Origin of the sequence: Microbacterium sp. NC79, from assembly GCF_019061125.1 — a bacterium.
Classification (GTDB): Bacteria; Actinomycetota; Actinomycetes; order Actinomycetales; family Microbacteriaceae; genus Microbacterium.
In genome coordinates this window covers 445474-468258 of record NZ_JAHQYI010000001.1, presented here as the reverse complement: position 1 = coordinate 468258, position 22785 = coordinate 445474, and the positions used below count along the sequence as shown (strand labels likewise).

Here is a 22785-nt window from a genome sequence, read left to right as displayed (position 1 = left end):
AGATCGTCCGGGGCGCTGGATTGCGACCGGTTGTCTACAAGGGGATGGTTTCAGTGTAGTGGGAAAGATCCCACTGATTCTGTGAAGTTATAAATTCAGGGGCACCGGGGGCGCGGCGTTACCGACACGCCCCCGACAGGCGATTACTCGCCCTTTGCCTTCTGAACGATTTCGTCCGCAACGTTACGCGGAACTTCTGCGTAGCTCGAGAACGTCATCGAGTAGACAGCACGGCCCGAGGTCTTCGAGCGCAGGTCACCGATGTATCCGAACATTTCGGAAAGCGGAACCTGTGCGCGGATGACCTTGACGCCCTGCGCGTCTTCCATCGACGAGATCTGGCCACGGCGCGAGTTGATGTCGCCGATGACGTCACCCATGTACTCCTCAGGAGTACGAACCTCAACAGCCATGATCGGCTCGAGGATCACCGGGTTTGCCTTACGAGCAGCTTCCTTGAAGCCCATCGATCCGGCAATCTTGAACGCCATTTCAGACGAGTCAACATCGTGCGAAGCACCATCAACGAGGATTGCCTTGACGCCGACCATGGGGTAGCCCGCGAGGACACCCACGTTCATTGCGTCCTGGAAGCCCTGGTCGGTCGGCGAGATGTACTCGCGCGGGATACGACCACCGGTGACAGCGTTGACGAACTCGTACGTCTTGTCGCCTTCAACCTCAAGCGGCTCGAGCGTGAACTGGATCTTTGCGAACTGACCCGATCCACCCGTCTGCTTCTTGTGGGTGTAGTCGTGCTTCTCGACCGCCTTCTTGATCGTCTCGCGGTAAGCAACCTGCGGCTTACCAACGTTTGCCTCGACCTTGAACTCGCGCTTCATACGGTCAACGAGGATGTCAAGGTGAAGCTCACCCATACCCTTGATGAGCGTCTGACCGGTCTCCTGAATCTGCTCGACGCGGAACGTCGGGTCTTCTTCAGCGAGCTTCTGGATAGCGGTACCGAGCTTCTCCTGGTCAGCCTTCGTCTTGGGCTCAATAGCAACCTCAATGACGGGCTCAGGGAAGGTCATCGACTCGAGAACAACCGGAGCCGAAAGGTCCGAGAGGGTGTCACCGGTCGTGGTGTCCTTCAGACCAATCACAGCGTAGATGTGACCAGCCGTCATCGACTCGACAGGCATTTCCTTGTTGGCGTGCATCTGGAAGATCTTTCCGATGCGCTCCTTCTTGCCCTTGGTCGAGTTAATGACCTGAGCACCGGAGTCAAGGTGGCCCGAGTACACGCGAACGTAGGTCAAGCGACCGAAGAACGGGTGAACAGCAATCTTGAACGCGAGAGCTGCGAACGGGTCTTCCTTCGACGGCTTGCGCTCGATGACGATCTCTTCGTTCTTCGGGTCGTGTGCTTCAACAGCAGGCACGTCGAGGGGCGAAGGAAGGTAGTCAACAACAGCGTCAAGCATCGGCTGAACACCGCGGTTCTTGAACGCGGAACCACACATCACCGGGTAAACGGTCGACGAGATGGTCAGCTTGCGGATTGCGCCCTTGATCTCTGCAACGGTGAGCTCTTCGCCACCGAAGTACTTCTCAAGCAGTGCGTCGTCAGTCTCAGCGACCGTTTCGAGGAGCTTGGCGCGGTATTCCGCTGCCTTCTCTGCGAGGTCAGCCGGGATCTCCTGGACGTCGTACTTAGCGCCCATGGTGACGTCACCCTTCGAGTCGCCAGCCCAAACCAGGGCGCGCATCTCGACGAGGTCGACAACACCAACGAAGTCGCTTTCCGAACCGATCGGAATCTGGATAACCAGCGGGGTCGCCTTCAGGCGGTTGATGATGGTGTCAACGGTGAAGTAGAAGTCAGCGCCGAGCTTGTCCATCTTGTTGACGAAGCAGATACGCGGAACGTCGTACTTGTCAGCCTGACGCCAAACGGTCTCAGACTGCGGCTCGACACCTTCCTTACCGTCGAACACAGCGACAGCACCGTCGAGAACGCGGAGCGAACGCTCCACCTCAACCGTGAAGTCAACGTGACCGGGGGTGTCGATGATGTTGATCTGGGTGCCGTTCCAGAAGCACGTCACAGCAGCGGACGTGATCGTGATGCCACGCTCCTGCTCCTGCTCCATCCAGTCAGTGGTCGCGCCACCATCGTGGGTTTCACCGAGCTTGTGGTTGACGCCCGTGTAGAACAGGATGCGCTCGGTGGTCGTCGTCTTTCCAGCATCAATGTGAGCCATGATGCCGATGTTGCGGACCTTGTTCAGGTCAGTGAGCACCTCTTGTGCCACGGGTTCTTCCTTACGTCAGGTTCGTATGTGGATCGCTCCGCCCCCAGCGAATGCCAGGGGCGGAACGAAGGTGCTGGTTACCAGCGGTAGTGAGCGAACGCGCGGTTCGACTCAGCCATCTTGTGCGTGTCTTCGCGACGCTTAACAGCGGCACCCAGACCGTTCGCAGCGTCGAGGATCTCGTTGCGCAGACGCTCAGTCATCGTCTTTTCACGACGACCCTTTGCGTACGAAACGAGCCAGCGCAGTGCAAGGGTGTTTGCACGGTGCGGCTTGACCTCAACCGGAACCTGGTACGTCGAACCACCAACGCGGCGGCTACGAACCTCAAGCGTGGGGCGCACGTTGTCGAGCGCCTTCTTGAGGGTTGCCACAGCGTCCTGGCCGCTCTTCTCTTCGACACCCGAGAGGGCGCCGTAGACAATAGCCTCAGCGAGCGACTTCTTGCCGTCGACGAGGATCTTGTTCACGAGCGACGTGACGATCGGAGCACCGTATACCGGGTCGTTTACTACGGGGCGCTTGGGCGCGGGACCTTTACGAGGCATATTCCTTAGCCCTTCTTCGCGCCGTAGCGGCTACGAGCCTGCTTACGGTTCTTGACTGCCTGGGTGTCGAGTGCACCGCGGACGATCTTGTAGCGGACACCGGGGAGGTCCTTCACACGACCACCACGAACGAGCACCATCGAGTGCTCCTGGAGGTTGTGGCCCTCACCGGGGATGTACGCGGTAACTTCCGTACCGTTCGAGAGCTTCACACGAGCGACCTTACGCATCGCCGAGTTCGGCTTCTTCGGGGTGGTGGTGTACACACGGGTGCACACGCCGCGCTGCTGCGGGTTCGCCTTCAGGGCGGGAGCCTTGGTCTTAGTGACCTTCGGCGTACGTCCCTTGCGAACCAACTGCTGAATAGTTGGCACTTCTTCTCCTATATTTGCTGCACGGTGACAGCATCGTGGTCTCGTCCCCGCAGTGAGAAAGTTTTACGCTTCGTGTCGAGGGGCTTCACGCTAATCCGCCGACCGGGCAGAATATCTGCACGGTCTCTGTGGTGGATATGCCGTGGGGGTGGCCTGTTTGCAAGCCGTTCCCAGAGATGTGTGGTTTCGCGTTTTGCCCTGATCCGTGCCGAGACACAACTCACGACGCGCGCGAGCGCACACCCGATCAATGATACGCGGGTTTTTGCCACGCGGTCAAACGCAGACGGCCTCGATTCCGTCGCTTCCGCGTGTCGCGCCCCACATTCCCCCGCTCACCTGCATCCGTGTCGGCCCAGCGAGCACTTAGCCGTTTGCCTCAGCGAAGTCGCGGGCGTCGCGGCACGGCATTTCAATGCTGTAGTCGTTGCGAGTGAGGTACTGCGTGAGCCCGAGTTCGCGCGCCGCGTCACGCAGGTGAACCTTGGACTCGTTCGCATCGTTGCGCTTCGCGACGATCTCCACAACGCACCCGTTGTCTTTCGCGGTGGCCGTGCCGACGGCGGTAATGATCACCGAGAGTTGCGACCCTGTCATCTCTTCGTCGACCTTCACCCACGCGAAAATCACGTTCGAGTTCTTCTCGATCGATTTCGAAATGTCCACGTCGACGAACGCACCCGAGTCAACAACCTGCTGGTGCACGGCTGCCGCCGCCTCCGTGGTTCCGGAACCACCTGCGCACGCGGAGAGCGCAAGGGCGGCAACCGCGGTGAGGGTGGCGAATGCCGCGGCGCGGCGTGAGGGGCGTTTCACAAGTGCCTTTCGCAACTACGGGCCGAACGAGCGGGCGCCGTCGAGATCAGCCTGGTCATACAGCGCTACCAGTTTGCGAAGGACGCCAGCGTTACGAGTGAGCTTGCCAGCACGAATGTACAGCGCATCGATCGAGCGCTGCATATCGAGCCCCGCCGCTTCCGACGCCGCGCCCGCGGAGCTTTGCAAAAGCTCGGTGCGACGTTGTTGAAAGCGGTCGGCAATTTCATTCATGCGCTGCGCAGTGGATTCAAACTCCACAGCCGTGTCGAGTATCGGAGCGGTTTCGACGTGCAGGTCGGTAAACATTAGATCCCTCCGGCTCGAGCCAGCGGCATGCGCAGGTCGGCGATGATAGTGGAGTCGGCGCCGGCAACGGCCGTCATGCGATCAGCTGCCTGGTCACGCACCGCCTGCTGCGCACGCGCAACCGTCTGCGTGAGCAGGGTGCTGAGCGTGCGCGCATCCAGATCATCGTGGTGCACACGAACGTCGGTCACCGCGCCGCTCATCGCGGCGGTGACCGAGACTTCACCGCGAGGCGAGCGCACCGTCGCGGTCAGGTTTCGCACTTCGTCGATGGCCTCGCGCAGCGCCGAGTGTCGCGCGCGGGCCGCTTCAACCTGGCCGTAGACGCGCTCGCGAGCCGCCTGCACCTGTTCCGAGATGTCATCAATCATTTTGCATCGTCACAATCTTCACGAACTCGGAACTACTTTGTCGTCGGCTGGGTTCGGTAGTCACCTTCGCCGGTGTGGCCGACGTAGGTTTCGACAATCTCACCGTTCAAGAACGACCAGTCGTTGGTGAACTGCCCACCCTGATTAATGTACTGCTGCAACGTGTCGCTGTAGGTGCCCGCGTTGTGCGGCGCAAAATCCACGCCGTCAGCGGTCACGACATTGCCGTACACCCAGTCAACATTCGGACCATAGTTGGGAACGTAGGAGCCGTCAAGAACCGGCACAGGGTCAAGCGCGTGTTGCACCTGCAGCACCGGAATGTTGCTCGGAATGTCAAAGTGGTCGATGGGCGCCCCGTTGGTCACAATGCCGACGGTGTTGTACCCATGGTGCGAGTCCGAGCCCAGGTTGCCCGCCATGATGCCGCCCTGACTGAAGCCAGACCACACCACATCCGACCCGGGCTGCACGCCCGCGTCGCGCAGCGCATCCATCACGGCACGTTCGTACTGCGTGCGCAGCACCGGGTTATCAAACAGCACCTGAGCGACATTGCCGTCCCAGTCATTGATCGGCCCACCGTCGGTGGTGAACGGCAGATCAATACCTGCCCAGTCCAACGTCGAGGGAAGGTTGACGAGGGTATAGGTGGAACCATCTGGTCGTTGGATCGTCTGCACGCTGATGGCGGTGGACTCACCACCGCTGATCTTGTCGATGAGGCCATTCTGATCAAGCAGATCGACGAGCCCGTTGACCTCGCCGCGGTCCATCATCTCGTTATACGCCTCAGCGCCTTCCTTGTTGAGGATGCCGGGGTCAAGCTCTTCCACGTCAGGATCGTTTTGCAGCATGTCGCTGATCGAGCCGCCGACGACCGGAATCGTGTTCACAATGGCGGCGAGGATGAGCCGGATCTCGCTGAGCGCCTCCATCACCAGGGGCTGCAGCTTGTTGAGCAAGGTGCCCAGCTGCTCAAGCGCGGTGAACATCGTCTCCAGCAGGCGCTGACCCGATTGCACGAGATCCCAGGCCGCGTCGGCGAACTTCCAGAGGTTGTCGAGCTTGTCGATGGGGTTCCAGCCCCACTCGAACAGCTCATCCCAAAAGCGCTTCAGCTGCACCAGGAAGTCACAGATGAACTGACGCACCGCTGTGACGATTGTCGACGCGACCTGCAGGGCGGCTGCGGCTGCCCCACTCCACTCGGCGGTGTCGGTGATGATCGGGTCGAGATCGTCGTAACGCTCACGGAGCTTACGGATCGACCGACCGTCCAAGTCGGCAAGCTTCGCTTTGTCAGCCGTCAGCTTGCTGGCGACGCTACGCGCTTGCTCCTCGACGTTGCGCCAACCCGACGCGAACCCGGCGACGGCTGCCGGGTCGCCAAGAAGATCATTGAACCAGGTGTTCAGTGGCTGCACATACTGCAGCGCCATCCCCGCGAATCCCGGAATGCTGGCGCAAGCGTCGCCGCCTGAACGCGGCGCTCCGCCCGCCCAGGATTCGCTTCGCAGGCTCCCTGCGATCGCGCTCGCCGAGCTCACGGCTCGTACCGATCATGCGCCGCGGAGATTCGGTGTCCGCGCATGCGGTGGTAATTCGCGTCCCACCGCGCGTAATCGATTCGATTCTGTTTCTTCTTGCCCTGCGACATCACAGCCCCCTTAAGACTGACCGGCACCCCGCCGGAACCTCATGACAGAAATAATGATCACGGCCACACCGAGCGCGGCAAAACCCCCGCCCGCAATCAACGGCCACGGCACGGGTGCGTCAGGTGTGCTGGGCTCACTGCTGCTGGCCGTGCTCGTTGGCTTGGGTTTGGGTTTGGGTTCTTCACTGGCTTTGGGTTCGGGGGAGGGCGTCGGTGTGGCATCGCCCTCTCCGTCGCGCTGCGCGTCGATCTGGGCTTGGGTCGGTTCGCCCCATGACTTGTCCATCAGCGGATTCTCATCGGGGAGCGACAGCGGCTCTGACGACAGCAGCCCCTGCAGCGAAACAACCCCGTAGCCGTATCCGCCGACGGTGTCGCGAGGCACACCGTTCTGTGCACTCACCGTGGTCGAAATCAACGCTTGAATGAGCTGATTACCCGTCGCCTCCGGGTACTTCTCTTTCGCAAGCGCCAACGCCCCCGAAACCAACGGCGCGGCGAATGATGTTCCCCGCGTGATCCCATCGGCGGTAACGTCGCCGTCCGTTCCGATCACACGGACGTCGATTCCGGGAGCCACGAGCGTCACTTCCTCCGTAACAACAGGCTTGCCGTTGTCAGACATGAGGTCGAGCGAATCTGACACGGCGGCCACCGAAACGACGCCATTCGCGAGCATTGGGAAAACCAATCCAATGTCTTCGTCAGTGTTCGGGGATGATGACACCACCATGACGTCATGCGCGAGCGCATAAGCAAGGGCCTCGTATTGTCCGGTGCCAGTCTCCGCGCCCATGGAGATCGAAATGATGTCGTTTCCGGCGTCCGTGGCCGCCACAATGGCCCGGCCCATCCCGTTCTTTCCGTCGACGTATGGATCCTGGCAGTTGGGCTGTCCCAGGGCATAGAAGGTCAGCTCAATGTTGGGGGCGATGCCGCCGACTCCCCCATTCGCTCCGTCCGGACGAACAAGCACCTGCGAAACATGGGTACCGTGCAGAGGTCCATACGCGGCATCAGTCGTCACAGCCGTTGTTCCCGAGCACAGGAACGCATCAACAACCGTGAGATTCGCACCCGCCAGCCCTGGGGAATCTGGGTTTATCTGCCCGTCAATCACCGCGACTTTGACGCCGGCGCCTGTCCACCCAGCATCGTGCGCCTGGGCGACCCCCATCGCTGAATACCACCAATCACCATCGGTAGCAGCATGCGCTGCACCTCCAGCGTTCACCGCAGGCGCGAAAAGAGCAATACTGCACGCGATGCTCGCGAAAAGCGCCGATGCCCGCCTGCGGACAGAAAGCGTTCTTGCCTCGACCTGCTGCTCGCTTGCCGAGCTCACGGCTCGTATCCGTCGAGCACGGCGGAGGCTTCAGTTTCGATATTTTCGAACGCCTTCAAGACACCGTCGACGCCCTGACCCATCGCGTCGAGCAGGTCAGATGCCGCGCTCAGGAGCGAAGCCGACTGCCCGGCCAATGCGTTGCACGGGCCCGGCAGGTAGGAGTTCAGTAACCCAAACGCGGTCGCAGGCATCGCGACCTGGGCTTGGGATGCGGCCGAGCCGAGGTCGCTGGCGTGTGCCGCCAGCGACCGACCCTGACTACGCAAAACATCGGCATTGAGAATGATGGTGCCGCGCATGTGAGAGCCCCGTCTCGTTACTCGTTGACGTCGACAGGAGCAGCGCGACCGCCGGCCTCAGCGGCCTGCGAACGTGCATCGATCTCGTCATCAGCGTCAAGGGAGGGGGCGATGAGGCTGCCGCCCATACCGACGCCGCGACGCTTCTTGTCAGAGTTGGAACCCTGCCCAGCGCCGCCGCCCATCATTCCGGAACCGCCGCGGCCAGCGCCGCCCTTGGTTCCGGAACCATTGCTTGCGCCGCCCGCACCACCGGCGCCCATGACACCCGTGGTTCCGGCGCGTCCTGCAGTTCCGGCACCGGCACCGGCACGGCCAGCGCCACCTGCGCCTCCCCCACCACCTGCGCTGAGACCGCGGGCGCCACCGACGCCACCGCGAGCTGAGCCGCCACGGGTGGATCCGGCAGCGCCGCCGGCGCCACCCATCATGCCGCCGCCCACACCGGCATTACCCATGCCACCGACGAGACCTGCACCCGTGCGGGTGCCAGCCATCAGCTTGGCACCACCGAGCGCAACACCGCCGCCTGCGCCGCCGACGAGGGCGCTACCGCCACCACCGCCGGCAAATCCGCCGCCACCGCCGTATCCGCCACCACCGCCTGGTGTTGTGGGGAAAGCGCCACCCGGGCCGCCTGGAGTGATACCGCCTGGTCGTGGCCAGCTTGTTGAGCCGCCGCCTGTCGGGTCGTCAGGAGTCCAGGTTCCACCACCGGGAATATCTGGACCGCCGGGAACGTACGGGCCGCCTGGGGTGAATGGTCCGGGGTTGACCGGGGGTACGCCGTCGACGGGGTTGGGAGTCCACGGTACCCACGGTGTGGGGTTCGAGGGGTCGACCGGATCGACCGGGGTCGGAGTGATGAATGGGCCGTAGTACGGCTCCGCAATGTCGATCCCGTTCGGTCCCTGCGGTGTACCAATGCCGGTCGGGCCCTGCGGTGTGCCGATTCCGCTCAAAGGGTTCTCACTTGAACCCGGGATCATGTCGTACGACGAGGGGCCTCCCGGGCCGCCACGGTCTTCCCGGTCGTTCTGATCGGCGTTGTCGGGGCTGCCCGGTGCGGCGCCGTCGAAGGTATAGCGATCCATAGCGTCGCTAATCTTGCGAACTTGAGCTTGCGCCTCAGCTTCGCGAGCCTTTGCCAGGTAGTTGTTGATCGACCGTGCTGCGCCCTCTCCTGCGATCCAGGAGAGCGGGCCGAATGAAATCGTGGCGCCGGTGACGGCACCACGCACAAGAGCTTCCTGCCAGGGCTCCATCTGGCTCGGATAGTTGTCGAGCGCTGCGATACCGCGCTGAGCAAGATCACGGCGCGTTTCGTTGGCGTTGGTGACCGTCGAGTCCACCGTGTTCAGACGGGTCGCGAGGGCAATCGCCTTCTTACGAACGTCTTCCATCGCCCTGTCAGCGGCGACGCGGACATCGCCCTTCAGATCGTCCGGAATCGCGTTGGCGAGCTCTCGCGAAAGCGCGTCGAGCGCGGTCGAGATGCGCTGGTTGTGCGTGAGTCGCACATCAACGCTCCACCACGCCAGTTCCCTTAATTTCTGTTCCCACATGCCCTGTGACATCACAGCCCCCTTAAGACCGTCCGGCGTCGCGCCGGAACCTCATGACAGAAAAAACAATGATCCCCACACCGACCACCATGATTGCGCCGCCAATCACCCAGGGCAATGCCCCGGGGCCGTCGCTGACGACCTCGCCAGGAGTCGATGGTTGCTCATCGCCGCCATCTGCCGTCTTTGACGGCTGCGGCGACGCGCTCTCGGTGGGTTCTTTCGTCGGCGGCGGCGTGATCCCCTTCACCGCGGCGACATCGGCTTCCGTTGGCATTCCAAACGACTTATCCATCAACGGATTTTCGTTCGGATACGACAGCGGGTCGGACATCAACAGAGCGGCAAGCGAAATCAGGCCGTAGCCATAGCCGTTGACTGTGTCGCGGCCCAGATTGTTTTGCGCGCTCGCCGTCGAGTTGATGAGCGCGTGAATGAGCTGATTGCCCGTCGCATCAGGAAACTTTTGCTTCGTGAGGGCGAGAGCACCAGCAACGAGTGGGGCGCTGACCGAAGAGCCATTCGATGTTGACAGCCCCGACCAGTCCCCCGTCTTGCCGACGGTGCCGACGCTGATCCCGGGTGCGACAACCGTGATCTCTGGAGTGATGACGGCTGTGCCGTTGTCGTCGAGCAGATCGAGATTTCCCGCAACCGCGGCAACCGACACCACGCCGTTCGCGCCGACCGGGTAGAGCAAGTGCTGCTGGTCAAGTTTGTTGGGTGACGACGACACCACCACGACGTCGTGGGCAATCGCATAGGCGATCGCTTCGTAGTCTCCCGAGAACGGGGTTTGGCCGTAGGAAATCGAAATGATGTCGTTGCCAGCATCGACAGCGCCAATGATCGCGCGTCCGAGGGGCGACTGATCATTCGAGTCAATGTCGGTCAGCAGGCAGTCAGGGCCGCCGAGCGTGAAGACCTCAATTGCGGCCTTCGGAGCAATCCCGCCAACGTCACCGTCGAGCCCAAACGGCCCGGCAAGCATTTGCACGACACCGACGCCGTGCAACGCGTCGTCGCTCGTTTCGGTGGTCACCCCAGGAGTGCCACCGCACTCAAAGCTTTGGTTCACCGACACGTTTGCACCCGCGACGGCGGGGGCATCAGGGTTGAAATGCGATTCGATGACCGCAATCTTTACGCCCTCGCCTGTCCAGCCCGCTGCGTGCGCATCGTCAACGCCCATCGCTGGGTACCACCAGCCGGTGGCGTCAATGGCAGCGTTTGCCGGCGCAGGAGCGCTCACCGACGGTACAACGAGCGCCGCGGCAAAAGCCACGGTCAGGGTGAGAGCGCTCAACCGGGTGCGTTGTGAAGGGATCGATGAGCGCTGATGCGTTGTCGACATCAACGTGGAATGTTTCCGTCTCCGGTCTCAAAACCGCCGGCCGCATTGATCTCGTCGCGAGTGGGGTTGCTGGAACCGCCGCCTGCGCCGCCTGCCGTGGAGTCAGCCATCGACGTCGTCACGAACTGCTGCACGTTTTCGAGCAGGTGCGCCGACTTGAGCGACTGGTCGTCTTCGCGCGCGTTGAGGTCGGCAATGATCAGCTCAAGCGCGTCAAGCGCTGCCACGAGGTCGCTCTGAAGAGCGGCGGCCTCGGTCGAGCGAGCCGACAACGAGACGTGCAACTTTGTGCGGAGGTTCGTCAGAGATTCGATACCACCGTTGGAGTTTTCTTGACCGTTGATCGTGTACCGACGCACGTTCGTCGGCATGTTGTTGAGCGAACCCTCGCCGCCGTTGTCCATCTCCACCAGGAGATTGTTCATCGCCGCGCGAACGGAATCCGGATTAAACGAAATTTGGTGTGCCATTTCAGATCCCCTCAAAATCTTTCTTGACGCACGGTGGGGCGAGCGCAACAGCGCCCGCCCCACCGGTAAAAAGTGACTCAGCGAGTCAGGCGCCGAAGCGACCTGCCGATGCGCGGTCCTGCTGCAGGTAGCCCTGCTGAATGTTGGTCGTCTCCGTCGAGATACGTGCCAGAAGCAGGTTCATCGCGGTGATCGACTTCGTCCACTGTGCCTGAGCGTTGGCGTACGCAGCCTTCGCGTCACCATCCCACGCAGCACTCAGCTTGTCGACCTTGCTCTTCAGTTCGTCGAGAGCCTGGTCGATGCGACGGTCGTTGTTGCGAATCTCAGCTGCCAGCGTCTCAAGCGCGGCCGGGTTTACGGAAAATGAATCCATCAGAATCTCTCCTTATTCTCCGGGCGCCCCTTAGGACGCGCCGCCCATCATCGAGCTCAGGTTACCGATCGTGCCCTGGAAGGACTCATCAGCGGTTGCCTGGTCGCCTGCCGTACGGCGCAGCGAGTCTTCGAGCTGGTCGAGAATGTTGGCGATCTTCTTCGCTTCCATCTCCCAGTTGTCAATCAGCGCGTAGTAGCGCTGAGCGGCCGGGCCTGACCATGCACCACGGGTGGCACCGGACGCAGCCTGGACAGCGTTTACACGCTGGACAATCTCCTGCTTAGCTTCGACGGCCGCCTGTGCACCAGCAACAAGCGCTCCCGCCTCGGCAGAAATGCGTTCAACCATTTTGAACATCCCCTCAATATCCCCGAAGACAAGACCGCGAGCGAGCGCAGCTTGTCGTCTGACAGGCAAAACGATACGGGGCGCGCATGGCAAGAGCCAAGCCTGCAACCTTAGAGTTCACTCATGTTGCGACTTTCACGGCTCGCGTTCAGGTAGCTGACCGGGTAAACCCGCTTTCGTGGCGGGCGGGGAAGAGCATAGGTATTGTGGTGCACGGTACGTTCGCGCGCTCGCAGATCCGCGCGAAAACCATGGGAAGAGGGGACTCCGCGTGGCTAAGGCGCAAACTGCACCGACCGACCTGTTGCGCATTTCGGTGGTGGGCGAAGGCCGACGCCTCGACGTGGCTATTCCGCGCCAGGTGCCACTGATCGAAGTGATGCCAACGTTCGCGCGAAACCTCGGTTTGTTGGACGCGCGAATCACGACCACCGGGTACGTCTTACAACGGGTTGACGGAACCCCGCTAAAGCCCGCGATGAGCGCCGGTGATCAAGACGTGGAAAGCGGCGACGTCCTCACGCTGAGCCGTGGCGGGCTGGTAGCAACGCCGCGCGTCTACGACGACATCGTGGAAGCCGTGCTCGATGTCACCAGCGCCCAGCAGCCCTGGAGCGCGAAAGACAACTCGCGCACCGCGCTCGCCATCAGCCTCAGCTTTGTCGCGGTATGCGCCGTGCTGCTGTTGACGGGCGGCCGTGGCGAACTCCTCCCCCTCATCATCGGCGGCAGCGGCTTTGTGCTTTTACTTGCCGTCAGCGCGTTCGTCTCTCGTATGGGAGAGGGTGAAGCGGGGCGCGCACTCGGTCTTGCCGCCGCCGCTTTCGGCGCTCTCACTGCCTATCTCGCGGTTCCGGATTCCGCTGGCTTCTGGGGCTGGCCGATGGCTGCCGCTGGCGGCGGCGCGGTGCTGGGCGGCGCGGCTGCGCTGGCACTGAGTCCACAGCGCCCGAGTGTGCAATATGTTCCGCTCATCACCGGCGGCGCCGTCGGACTCGCGGGTGTGGCGGCGGCGATGTGGCCGTCATCGGCGTTCGCGTCGTACACCGTGATGCTCGCTGTCACCGCCGTGCTGGCGAACGCCCTGCCGTGGCTTGCTCTTGGTTCCACTCAGATCCGCGTGATCTCGCCGCACACCGATGCTGAAGTGTTCGCCGACCCCGTGCCGATCAATACCGAGACCGTGTACAAGAAGACGGCAACCGGCCACCAGTCACTGACGGCGCTGCGCTGCGCGCTGGGGCTGGCCATGCTGATGGCGACGCCGCTTGTGGCGACCGGCAACGGCTGGTCTGTGCTGCTGTGTGCATTTGCGTTTGTCGGACTGATGTTTCCGGCGCGCATGAGCTTTGCGCGCTCGCATGTGCTTGTACTGCTGGTCTTGGGGGCGCTCGGTATCGCCGTGACCGCGATCGTTGCGGCGCTGTCGCAGCCCGGGCTGATTCCTGTGATGCTCATTGTGCTTGCCAGCGTTGCGGGCGCGACCATCGTGATTACGGTGCTGTCGCCGCGGGCCCGATTGCGGCTGGCTCGACTCGCTGATACGGCCGAAATCATTGTGCTCGCCGGCATTCTGCCGCTGGGCATGATCGCGTCGGGGCTGGTGTAACGCGTGGCGAGCAAGAGTGATCTTCTTGACGCCCAGGCGTTCTCCCGCCGCCGATTGCTGACCGCGTTCGTCAGCGGTGCGCCAGGCGGACGCGAATTGGAACCCGCAAAGCCGCTGCGCGGGGTCGTGGCGGGAGTCTCGCTTTCGATCCTCGTGCTGCTTGTGGGCCTATTCATCGGGATGATGCAAAAGGGCCTTCCTTCTGACTGGGGAAACGGCAAACTCATCATCGACCAGTCGACGGGTTCGCGATACATCACGATCGACGATGAGCTGTGGCCGATTCTGAACATCGCGAGTGCGCGGCTGCTGCTCGAACCCGATGCGTCCGCAGACCCCATCGTGGTGAGCGGGGGGCTGCTGACCGGCGTGCCCGTACGCGACACGATCGGTATTCCCGGAGCGCCAGACACGGTTCCGTCGCCCGGCAAACTTGTGAACACCGGCTGGACCGCCTGTGTCGCCGCCGATGGCGCGATCGACACCCGCATTCTTTCGCAACCGATTGCCAAGCAGACGGGCGTCGATGAGGCCGCGGTTGTCACGCTGGACGGGCGCTACTTTGTGGTTTCGGGTCGGCTGCGCATGGAGGTTCCGGCATCGAATGCCGATGCCATCCTGCGCGACCTTGGTCTTGGTTCCGCACCCCAGCACGTTGTCACGAGCACATGGCTGAACCTTTTTGAAGAGGGCGATGCGCTCGCGCCGCTGACGACGCCAGGTGCCGGCGACAAGTTGCGCGACTCGGATTTGCGGGTTGGCGACGTGATTTACACGACGACTACCGACGCGTCAATGCGCTTTTTGGTGCTCAAGGATGGGTCGCTTGCTGAGCTGTCGCCGTTGGCGTTTGCGCTCTACCAGCAGGGTTCGTCGTACTCGGCTGAGCGCACGTTTGAGGTGGACAGCCAAGCAATTTCATCGATGCCCAACTCGAACAATCCGGTCACGTCTGCCGACTGGCCGCGCGCCACGTTTGCGATGCTGCCTGCGACCCAAGCGCCGTGTGCGCTCACGGTTGATGTGGACGGCGCGGCGAGCTCGGTGCTGGCGTCGGTGAGCGCGTCGGCGGAAGACCTGACCGGTCAGACGATTGTTGAGCCGTCGATGGGTGCGCTCGTGAACGTCGCCGGATTCGGTCAGGAAGAGGGCGCGGTGACGCTGCTCATCGACTCGACTGCGACGAGCTACGCGGTGCCCGGTGCCGACGCTGACATTTTGGCGAAACTTGGCTATGTTACGGAAGACGTGGGCGTCGCGCTTGCGCCCTGGATTCAGCTGTTTCACGGTGGCCCGGATCTGACGCAAACCGCCGCCGGAGCGCGCAGCGATGGCTCGGTTCAGTAGCGTGCCCGGCGCGTTCGGGTTTCGCGGGTTCGTGCCCGGTGCGTTCGTGCCCGGTGCGGCCAGTGCGTTCCAGTTCGGCGGCGTGCGTGGGTATTTCCGCTCCCGCGGCGTGCGGTGGTTTCGGGCTCGGGGGACGGCTGCGGCGCTGACCGTGGGGGCGATGATTGCGCTGAGCGCGGCTCCCGCAGCGGCGGCTGATCTGTCGCGTGAATCGGCTGATCTGTCGCGTGAGTCGGCTACGCTCGCGGACACTTTGCGTCCGATGGCCGAAGGCGACTCCTGCCACGAGGGCAATCCGTCGTACATTCTGCTCGATTCCGGCATGCCCACCTTCGCGACCATGCAAGTGGACGCTGCGTGGACGGTTTCTCGTGGTTCCGGCGTCACTGTTGCCGTCGTCGATTCCGGCGTCAATGGTTCCGACCCCCGCCTTGAGAAGGCCCTGTTGCCGGGCATCAATCTCGTCGATGACGGCACGGATGCGAACGGCTGGACCGACCTGTACGGGCACGGCACCGCGATTGCGGGGCAGATTGCGGCGCGGCCTTCTGGGTCGTCGACGCTCGTGGGGCTGGCGCCCAATGTGAAGATTTTGCCGGTGCGCGTGTACGCGGGCACCGATGAGCGCACTGCCGAGGCCGGACATGGGCTCGTGACAAGTCGGCTCGTCGCCGGGATTCGCGCGGCGGCGGATGCGGGCGCCGAGATTATTAGCGTCGCGATTTCTTCTGAGGCGGCGTCTGACGACATCGATCGCGCCGTGGCGTACGCGACGGATAAGGGCAGCCTCGTTGTCGCGAGCGCGGGCAATGTGAAGGGTGATCTGGATCTGTCGGCTGGCGGAACCACGCAGCTGCGGTATCCGGCTGCGTCGCCGGGCGCGCTGGGTGTGACGGCAGCGTCGGTGCCCGGGAATATGGTGACGGATGCGAGCGTGCACGGTGCGCACGTTGATATCGCCGCGCCCGGACAAAACGTGCTGACCCTCGGCCTCAACACCGGCGACTGCGTGTATGCGAGCGATGCGCCCGCGACGAGCTACGCAACCGGATACGCCAGCGCAGTGGCCGCGTTGGTAGCTTCCGCGTATCCGAACGAGACTCCTGAGCAGTGGGCGTACCGTTTGACGGCGACCGCGCTGCGCGGCAACCCAGACCAGCGTACGGACGTTTCGGGCTGGGGCATGGTGCAGCCGTTCCAGGCTTTGACCGCGATCGTCGGTCCCGATACTCGAGGCCCGGCATCCCCGTTCTTCGAGGCGCCGGTGACGACGGCTCCGCAGGATCCGATCTCGGTCGCACCTCCAGGAAACCAACACGCCCTCGATCTGGATCGCGTTCTTCTCGTCGGGGTAAGCGCCTTCGGCGCGCTGGCGCTGGTCGGCTCTGTCGTGGCGTTCCGCAATCGCGCCACCCGCCCAAAGCCCTAACTGCGTTAGGGGTGGGGGGGTGCGAGGTGTGGCTGCACGCTCCGGTGGCCTCACACTTCGGTGGCTGACACCTTAGCCGAGCCACGCAACACCGCGGTTCCGGCCCGTCCACGACGTTAAGCAACACCGTCACCCCGTCTGCCGCAGAGTTCCCCCAAATTCACGCGACATAACGTATTTCACGATGCATAACGCATCCAACTCGACCCGCAACAACGCGCACCCAACCCGCAACCAGGCGCACTCTTTGCGCGAAGCGCCAACGGTGCGCCCCCTCGCTCCCAACCCAGACCTCTCGGCAACGTAAGCCAACATTCGAAGGAGTGGGGGATGGCGGAGGGGATATTGGCGGGTCTGGCAGGCCGCCCGCATGGGCGGCCCGGAGATATCCCCGGAGCCATCCCCCGCTCCGCCGCACACACCAGCAACACCCGCCGGAGCACTCCGCCGCACACACCAGCAACGCCTCAGCCGAGAAGGGCCGTCACTCCCCCGCGCGCAACGTCAAATAAGCGACGCCCAAGAGTTAGCCGTTTTGACCCGGAACATACGCCAGCTGAGCCGCGAAGTGGCCGGCATCGCGGCTAACCACCTGCGCACGACCAGGTTCACTCGGAACAGGCTTGACGCGGCCGATGAGACCGCCCTCTTCCGGCGAACCACTGAGCAAGATTCCGGTGACGCCCAAATCGGTGAATCGCTGCAGAATCGGGTCGAACGACGCACGTGAAGCACCACCCGATCGACGCGCGACCACGACGTGCAAACCAAGGTCACTAGCCTGTGCCAACAGCCCCTGGAGAACAGCGGCGGGGTTGCCCTGACTCGTCGAAACCAGATCGTAGTCGTCGATGAGGATGAAGCCCTCAGCGCCCTTCCACCACGATCGATTGCGTAGTTCCTCCGGCGTGACGTTTGGGCCAGGCATACGTGACTGGAAGAACGCAGCCAACTCCTGCATCCCGCTCGTCGCCATGTCGTGTGACGTCAGGTACGCACCCAGGTACTCAGGCGGCACCTCACCGAGGTTCGCACGACGGTAGTCGATCATGAAGATCTTGGCCTGATCCGGCGTGTACTGATGCATGATCTCGTGCGCGACACCACGCAAGAACGACGACTTGCCCGAACCCGAATCACCGTACAAAAACAGGTGCGACTCGTTGCGCAAATCCAGACCGAACGGCGAGAGTGCCGTCTCTTCGACACCCAGCAGAATGCGAGGATCATCCGGCGACGTGAGTGCACGTACCTCGTCCAACGAGATCATCGTCGGCAACAGACGCAACTTCGGCCCGCGCTGACCCTGCCATGCCTCACTCATTCGAGCCACGAGGTTCTCGATGCCATCAGCCAACGTCTCCGGGCGCTGATCACCATCGATGCGAGGCAGGGCGGTGAGTGCATGCAACTTCGTCGAGGTCAGTGCGTGACCCGGCGCGTTCGCCGGCACGTTCACGGCGATCTTTCGATCGATCTCACTGTCTGTCGGGTCACCGAGACGCAACTCAATGCGCGTCTGAATCGAGTCCTTCAGCGCCGCACGAATCTCCATCCAGCGGTTCGCCGTCACGATGATGTGCACACCGAAACCAAGACCACGAGCGGCAATCCCCTGAATGCGCTGCTCAAGAATCTCAAACTCGCTCCGCAGCGTGCCCCAACCGTCCACGATCAAGAACACATCGCCGAAGCCATCGTCGACCTTGCCCTCAGCGCGACGGCGACGATACGTATCCATCGAGTCGATACCGTTGTCACGGAAGTAAATTTCGCGCGCGTTGAGCACGCCCTCCACCTCGGCGACGACACGGCGCACCGCCTCTTCTTCGGTACGCATCGCGACACCAGAAACATGCGGCATATCGCGCAAGCCGATGAAACTTCCGCCACCGAAGTCGAGCACATAGAACTGCACTTCCAGCGGCGTCGCCGTCAGCGAGAGCGACGCAACCATCGTGCGCAGCAGCGTCGACTTACCGCTGAGCGGACCACCGACGATGAGCATGTTTCCGCCCGCACCGGCAAGCGAAACCGTCAGCTGCTCACGACGCTGTTCGAGTGGAATATCCACGATGCCGAGCGGAACCGTGAGGGAACCACGTGCGCGCCACGTCGGCGAAATAAGTCCAAGCGCAGGATCAACCGCGAGATCGCTCATCAAATGATCAAGCGTTGCAGGCACCTTCAACGGCGGCAACCACACCTTGTGCGCAAGCGGACCGCGACCGGCCATCATCGACACCGCGATGTCGATCGTCGCACGCTCCTCGGTGGGCCCCTGAACGACGACCGGGCCAGATTCACTGTCCTCGTCGATATCCAGCGGCTGGGCGCCCGCGGTAAACAGGGCAACATCGCGCGAGTAGTCGCGAACGACCTCGTCCTCCTGCTTGCCATGCTTCATCACGGTCTTCGGCGGGCCAGAAACATACGCGGCACGGAACTGCGTCATCGTCTCGGTATCCGACTTCAAATAGCCGACACCCGGTTCCTGCGGCAACGTGTAGGCATCGGGCACACCAAGCACCGTGCGCGACTCCGCCGCCGAGAAGGTACGTAGACCGATCCGGTACGACAGATACGTATCGAGACCACGAAGTTTGCCCTCTTCCAGACGTTGCGACGCCAACAGCAAGTGAATCTGCAGCGAGCGCCCCACGCGACCGATGTTGATGAAGCTCTCCACAAACTCCGGCTTCGCCGCCAACAGCTCGGAGAACTCATCCGCGATGATCAGCAGCGCAGGCAACGGGGCAAGGTCGGTGCGACCATTGCGACGCGCCTTCTCGTAGTCGTTGACGTTCGCGAAGTTTCCCGCGGCACGCAACAGCTCCTGGCGACGCACTACCTCACCCGTCAGGGCGTCCTGGAAGCGATCAACCAGACCCACTTCACTACCGAGGTTCGTGATCACGGCAGACACATGGGGCATGTCGGACATGCCGGAGAATGTCGCACCACCCTTGAAGTCGACGAGCACCAGGTTGAGTTGTTCGGGCGAGTGCGTCAACACAAGCGAAAGCAGCAGCGTGCGCAACACCTCAGATTTGCCGGAACCCGTGGCACCGATCAGCACACCGTGCGGCCCCATTCCCTGCTCGGCTGCCTCTTTCAGATCCAGATAGATCGGCGCACCCTCCGTGGTTTGACCGATCGGCACACGCAGGCGGTCACGCTTCGGCCGACGCGCCCACGCCTTATCAAAGTCAATCTCACGCACATCAGGCATGCGCAGCAGATCAGTCAGCTCTGCCTGACCAACGATCCGCTGATCGTCACCCGCGGCAGCTGGTTCCGCCGAGTACAGCGGCAGCAGGCGACGCGCAGTGGCCTCCGCCTCCGCAAGCGACATCGCATCGGGCGCGACAAACTCTGCGCGCGCACGCACGCGCACCAGTTCAACGCCGCGTTCCTTACCCGTCGACGAGAACGCGATGCGCATCCGCCGCGGATCCTCCAGCGTGTCCCACGTGGCAGGCATTTCCAGCACGGTGAAACCAGCGAGGGGGTCGGAACCAATGAGCGGCTCATTGTGCGGAATGGGGACGCCGTCAACGAGCACGATGACATGCCGCGGCTGACGAACATCGGGAGCAAAGCGGGGAGCGTCAGAAATATCAGCTGGCAGCAGCTCGCGCAGTTCATCAAACGACGACACGATCATGCGGGCCGCGCCCACCTTGTCGCGCACCCGCGGCGAAGCGACATGGGGCAGCCACTTCATCCACTCCCACTGATCCGCATATGCCGGATTCGTGACGACCGCGATGAGCACGTCATCGGGCGCATGGAACGTGGCAACGCCCACCGTCATCGCCCGCACGAGCGAACGAATCGCGTCTTCGTCATTGCCCACGACCTCGACGCGCGCATAGTCGGTGAGGGTGATTCCTGCGGGGAGATCTTTCTGCATTTCGTGCGTCAGCATGAGTCGGTGCGCGGCAGACGCCGCCACCGGATCAAGTGACGCGAGCGACGGCAGTGGCGGTGCCTCGAGCGCGAGGCAGAGCGGCTGGTCACTGGTTCCGATGCGGCTCAGCAAGAAGTCGTCATCCGTCGACGACCGCTCCCACACTCGCGCACCCTCTTCAACCAAAAAGGTCAGCGTCGAGGGATCCGGCGACACCCAGTTGCCGTGCCGACGCTGCTGATCAGCAGCCGTGCGCACCGTCTCGCGCAGCTCACCCAGGTACGCGAGATACTCACGACGAGCCGTCAAGACCTCAGCATTACGCTGCGACCGCTGCCGCCACCCGTTTGCCGCGACAAAGCCCAGCGCTGACAGCAGGAACACGCCGCCCATGAGGAAACCACGCCCATTGGGGTTCATCGTCACCACCATGACGACGGCGCCGAGGCTACCGACCATCGGCAACAGCGACGTCATCAGGCCGCCAGCGCCCTCCTTCTCCTGAAGCTCAGGAGGCGCCTCCAGCGTCACCTTGCCGGATGGCACCCGGGGCGGGGTCAGGCGAGAACCACGACTCATGCGGAATCTCCGTTCAGCGGGCTCATGGTGAAGGTGCGGTCACCGAGGCGAATCCGCGCCACCCCCTGAGCCGACGTACGTACGCCAGGGGTCAACACCGCGGTGCGACCATCGGCAAAAATCAGTTCGGTGCCATTCGTGGAACCCAAATCAGTGACCCATACTCCGCTACGGTCCTCTTCCCAGCGCGCGTGGTTCTTCGAAATCGTCGTCGACGAATCCGTCACCACGATCAGCTGATCTTCGCCGCCAGTCGCGCTCGGCGCACGCCCCAGCGCGACGGTGCTGTAGGCAGCCACGATCTCACGCTGACCCGTGTCAAACGTCAACACCGTGCCTGCCGCACCGCGACGCACGATTCCCGAAGGTTCCTCCGACGCCGCACCGGAACGGCGACGAGGGCCGGGGGCAGGCTCATCAGAATTGGAGGGCTTTGGCGTGGAGCTAGCGGCCGCTTGAGCAGGCTGGGCGTGAGGCGACTGTCCAACGGCCGAATCCCGCACGCCAGAGCGCGTGCGACGCGGCCCCGGAGCAGGCGCGTCATCCGACACCCCGTCGGCGGAAATACCCGGAGCGTCCGCCACCGACTGAGCGGACGGAACCACGGTGCTCGGTTGAGCGGGCGGAACCACGCCAGGGTGTGCCGGCGGAACCACGCCGCCAGTCTGAGCGGACGGGTTCACACCCGCAATCGGTGCGGAGACACCGCCCGACTGTACGGGTGACATGTGAGAAGGTACCGGAGGAACCTCGGCCGGCACAGCCGCAGGTGCGCTCCGACGCAGCGACGGCACAGAGCCGGCTGGCTCCGGCGCAACGACCGGTTCGGGCGCAGCCGCTCGCTCCGACGTAACCGCCGATTCATCAGACGAGCGCACACCCATCCCACGCGCGCCAGCGTCCGGTTCCGGCGCGACTCCCCCAGCAGACTGCGCAATGACGCGCATACCCGCGGCAGAACCGGAGCCCGCAGCAGGCGCGGAGTCCGCAGCCATGGTTCCGAGATCCATGCCATCACCAGACAGCGTCGCAAGGTATTCCGAATGCGCAGACTCTTGCGCCACTTCTTCTGCCTCGATGCGAGCCTGCTCGGTCGGAATCGTCACGACGACGGTACGAGCAGCGCGATCGGCGATCGTACGACGCTTGCCCGACGAATCCGCGAGCGCTGACAGTTCAACAGCTACCGCACCCACTGCGGCCAGGAGCGCGCCCGCACCGGTCACCGCCGCTCGCACACCGGAGCGCACGAGACCTGGCGACTGCGGTGCATCCGCCCGCGACACCCGCGTATGGGTGACGAGTTTGCCAAGCGACGCACCTGTGCGCGCCTGCGCAACCATGAAGATGATCGCAACCTCGAGGCCCGCAATCACACCGAGCAGCCACGACGACGACAGTAGCCACGCGCCGACACCGACGCCCGCAATCGCGAACAGGTCAATCAGCAGAGAAAGAATGCGCGCGCCGACACCCGCCGGGGTGCCGACGAATGCATCACCGAGCGCGTACATCGACACGATGCGCTGGGCAGACCGGCCGCCACCGCCCGGGGTGTTCTGCGATTGGTGGGCGCTCGGCACCTGCATATTCGACGCACCGGGTTGATACGGTGCCTGGGGAGCATGCGCCGCTCCGGCCAACGGCGCCACACCGGGTACAACGTTCTGCGGCACGACAACTGGATTCATCGCGACGCCGGTGCGTGCATAACCGGGATAACCGCCCTGCATGTCGACGGGGGCCGCCGCTTCTCGCTGCTGCACACCACACACCGGGCACGTCACGGTTCCGGGTCGCAACATCGAC

General features: G+C 63.0%; 19 protein-coding genes. 3 read left to right on the top strand and 16 right to left on the bottom strand.

Features of this window, described 5'->3' with window-relative positions; translation table 11 throughout:
• Positions 1 to 143 precede the first annotated feature (143 nt).
• The 14 genes from fusA to KTJ77_RS01970 all read right to left on the bottom strand — a co-directional run bounded on the left by fusA (position 144) and on the right by KTJ77_RS01970 (position 12099).
• Positions 144 to 2258: an elongation factor G gene (fusA, locus tag KTJ77_RS02035; protein WP_367948801.1), complete on the bottom strand. Its 2115-nt coding sequence runs from the start codon at positions 2256 to 2258 to the stop codon at positions 144 to 146.
• Positions 2259 to 2335: 77 nt separating this feature from the next.
• A complete protein-coding gene (gene rpsG / locus KTJ77_RS02030; RefSeq protein ID WP_147825120.1) occupies positions 2336 to 2806 on the bottom strand; it encodes a 30S ribosomal protein S7 in 471 nt (156 codons plus the stop codon).
• A gap of 5 nt (positions 2807 to 2811) precedes the next feature.
• Positions 2812 to 3180: a 30S ribosomal protein S12 gene (rpsL, locus tag KTJ77_RS02025; RefSeq protein ID WP_040162881.1), complete on the bottom strand. Its 369-nt coding sequence runs from the start codon at positions 3178 to 3180 to the stop codon at positions 2812 to 2814.
• A 366-nt stretch (positions 3181 to 3546) separates the two neighbouring features.
• On the bottom strand, positions 3547 to 3996 hold the full coding sequence (locus KTJ77_RS02020; protein ID WP_217336851.1) for a hypothetical protein: 450 nt from the start codon (positions 3994 to 3996) through the stop codon (positions 3547 to 3549).
• Between the two features lie 15 nt (positions 3997 to 4011).
• On the bottom strand, positions 4012 to 4305 hold the full coding sequence (locus KTJ77_RS02015) for a hypothetical protein (protein WP_217336850.1): 294 nt from the start codon (positions 4303 to 4305) through the stop codon (positions 4012 to 4014).
• Positions 4305 to 4676, bottom strand: a complete 372-nt coding sequence (locus KTJ77_RS02010; protein WP_217336849.1) for a YbaB/EbfC family nucleoid-associated protein — start codon at positions 4674 to 4676, stop codon at positions 4305 to 4307. The genes KTJ77_RS02015 and KTJ77_RS02010 overlap by 1 nt, the downstream gene beginning before the upstream one ends.
• A 32-nt stretch (positions 4677 to 4708) precedes the next feature.
• Complete coding sequence (locus KTJ77_RS02005; RefSeq protein WP_217336848.1) at positions 4709 to 6226, bottom strand: hypothetical protein; 1518 nt, start codon at positions 6224 to 6226, stop codon at positions 4709 to 4711.
• A gap of 120 nt (positions 6227 to 6346) precedes the next feature.
• Entirely contained in the window at positions 6347 to 7513 is a 1167-nt protein-coding gene (locus tag KTJ77_RS02000) for a S8 family serine peptidase (protein ID WP_217336847.1), read from the bottom strand.
• A 164-nt stretch (positions 7514 to 7677) separates the two neighbouring features.
• Positions 7678 to 7983, bottom strand: a complete 306-nt coding sequence (locus tag KTJ77_RS01995; RefSeq protein WP_217336846.1) for a hypothetical protein — start codon at positions 7981 to 7983, stop codon at positions 7678 to 7680.
• Positions 7984 to 8000: 17 nt separating this feature from the next.
• Positions 8001 to 9560 (bottom strand): hypothetical protein, encoded by a 1560-nt coding sequence (locus KTJ77_RS01990; RefSeq protein ID WP_217336845.1) that lies wholly within the window; start codon positions 9558 to 9560, stop codon positions 8001 to 8003.
• Positions 9561 to 9570: 10 nt separating this feature from the next.
• Positions 9571 to 10902, bottom strand: coding sequence for a S8 family serine peptidase (locus KTJ77_RS01985; RefSeq protein WP_217336844.1), 1332 nt, complete (start codon positions 10900 to 10902; stop codon positions 9571 to 9573).
• Positions 10902 to 11372, bottom strand: coding sequence for a hypothetical protein (locus tag KTJ77_RS01980; RefSeq protein WP_217336843.1), 471 nt, complete (start codon positions 11370 to 11372; stop codon positions 10902 to 10904). The genes KTJ77_RS01985 and KTJ77_RS01980 overlap by 1 nt, the downstream gene beginning before the upstream one ends.
• Positions 11373 to 11457: 85 nt before the next feature.
• Complete coding sequence (locus tag KTJ77_RS01975; RefSeq protein WP_217336842.1) at positions 11458 to 11748, bottom strand: WXG100 family type VII secretion target; 291 nt, start codon at positions 11746 to 11748, stop codon at positions 11458 to 11460.
• Positions 11749 to 11778: 30 nt separating this feature from the next.
• Positions 11779 to 12099 (bottom strand): WXG100 family type VII secretion target, encoded by a 321-nt coding sequence (locus tag KTJ77_RS01970; RefSeq protein WP_217336841.1) that lies wholly within the window; start codon positions 12097 to 12099, stop codon positions 11779 to 11781.
• A gap of 271 nt (positions 12100 to 12370) precedes the next feature.
• On the opposite strand from KTJ77_RS01970, the gene eccD reads away from it, so the two are divergent.
• Genes eccD through KTJ77_RS01955 form a run of 3 tightly spaced genes read left to right on the top strand, consistent with a single transcriptional unit; the run spans position 12371 to position 16484 of the window.
• The gene (gene eccD / locus KTJ77_RS01965) at positions 12371 to 13708 is read left to right on the top strand and encodes a type VII secretion integral membrane protein EccD (protein WP_217336840.1); all 1338 of its coding nucleotides are present in this window, start codon (positions 12371 to 12373) and stop codon (positions 13706 to 13708) included.
• A 3-nt stretch (positions 13709 to 13711) separates the two neighbouring features.
• Entirely contained in the window at positions 13712 to 15055 is a 1344-nt protein-coding gene (eccB, locus tag KTJ77_RS01960; RefSeq protein ID WP_217336839.1) for a type VII secretion protein EccB, read from the top strand.
• On the top strand, positions 15039 to 16484 hold the full coding sequence (locus tag KTJ77_RS01955) for a S8 family serine peptidase (protein WP_217336838.1): 1446 nt from the start codon (positions 15039 to 15041) through the stop codon (positions 16482 to 16484). The genes eccB and KTJ77_RS01955 overlap by 17 nt, the downstream gene beginning before the upstream one ends.
• Before the next feature lie 526 nt (positions 16485 to 17010).
• Here the strand turns inward: KTJ77_RS01955 and eccCa are convergent.
• Both eccCa and KTJ77_RS01945 read right to left on the bottom strand, forming a co-directional pair.
• On the bottom strand, positions 17011 to 20976 hold the full coding sequence (eccCa, locus tag KTJ77_RS01950) for a type VII secretion protein EccCa (RefSeq protein ID WP_217336837.1): 3966 nt from the start codon (positions 20974 to 20976) through the stop codon (positions 17011 to 17013).
• Positions 20973 to 22781, bottom strand: coding sequence for an RDD family protein (locus KTJ77_RS01945; RefSeq protein ID WP_217336836.1), 1809 nt, complete (start codon positions 22779 to 22781; stop codon positions 20973 to 20975). Before KTJ77_RS01945 ends, eccCa begins: the two co-directional genes overlap by 4 nt.
• Between the last annotated feature and the right edge of the window lie 4 nt (positions 22782 to 22785).

Excerpts from the sequence above, each read along its gene's own strand:
- KTJ77_RS01990 (WP_217336845.1), bottom strand. The coding sequence starts at position 9,560 with ATGTCACAGGGCATGTGGGAACAGAAATTAAGGGAACTGGCGTGGTGG.
- KTJ77_RS01955 (WP_217336838.1), top strand. The coding sequence starts at position 15,039 with ATGGCTCGGTTCAGTAGCGTGCCCGGCGCGTTCGGGTTTCGCGGGTTC.
- KTJ77_RS02015 (WP_217336850.1), bottom strand. The coding sequence starts at position 4,305 with ATGTTTACCGACCTGCACGTCGAAACCGCTCCGATACTCGACACGGCT.
- eccCa (WP_217336837.1), bottom strand. The coding sequence starts at position 20,976 with ATGAGTCGTGGTTCTCGCCTGACCCCGCCCCGGGTGCCATCCGGCAAG.
- KTJ77_RS01985 (WP_217336844.1), bottom strand. The coding sequence starts at position 10,902 with ATGTCGACAACGCATCAGCGCTCATCGATCCCTTCACAACGCACCCGG.
- KTJ77_RS01945 (WP_217336836.1), bottom strand. The coding sequence starts at position 22,781 with ATGTTGCGACCCGGAACCGTGACGTGCCCGGTGTGTGGTGTGCAGCAG.
- KTJ77_RS01970 (WP_217336841.1), bottom strand. The coding sequence starts at position 12,099 with ATGGTTGAACGCATTTCTGCCGAGGCGGGAGCGCTTGTTGCTGGTGCA.
- rpsG (WP_147825120.1), bottom strand. The coding sequence starts at position 2,806 with ATGCCTCGTAAAGGTCCCGCGCCCAAGCGCCCCGTAGTAAACGACCCG.
- KTJ77_RS01995 (WP_217336846.1), bottom strand. The coding sequence starts at position 7,983 with ATGCGCGGCACCATCATTCTCAATGCCGATGTTTTGCGTAGTCAGGGT.
- KTJ77_RS01980 (WP_217336843.1), bottom strand. The coding sequence starts at position 11,372 with ATGGCACACCAAATTTCGTTTAATCCGGATTCCGTTCGCGCGGCGATG.
- KTJ77_RS01975 (WP_217336842.1), bottom strand. The coding sequence starts at position 11,748 with ATGGATTCATTTTCCGTAAACCCGGCCGCGCTTGAGACGCTGGCAGCT.
- KTJ77_RS02000 (WP_217336847.1), bottom strand. The coding sequence starts at position 7,513 with ATGGGGGTCGCCCAGGCGCACGATGCTGGGTGGACAGGCGCCGGCGTC.
- KTJ77_RS02010 (WP_217336849.1), bottom strand. The coding sequence starts at position 4,676 with ATGATTGATGACATCTCGGAACAGGTGCAGGCGGCTCGCGAGCGCGTC.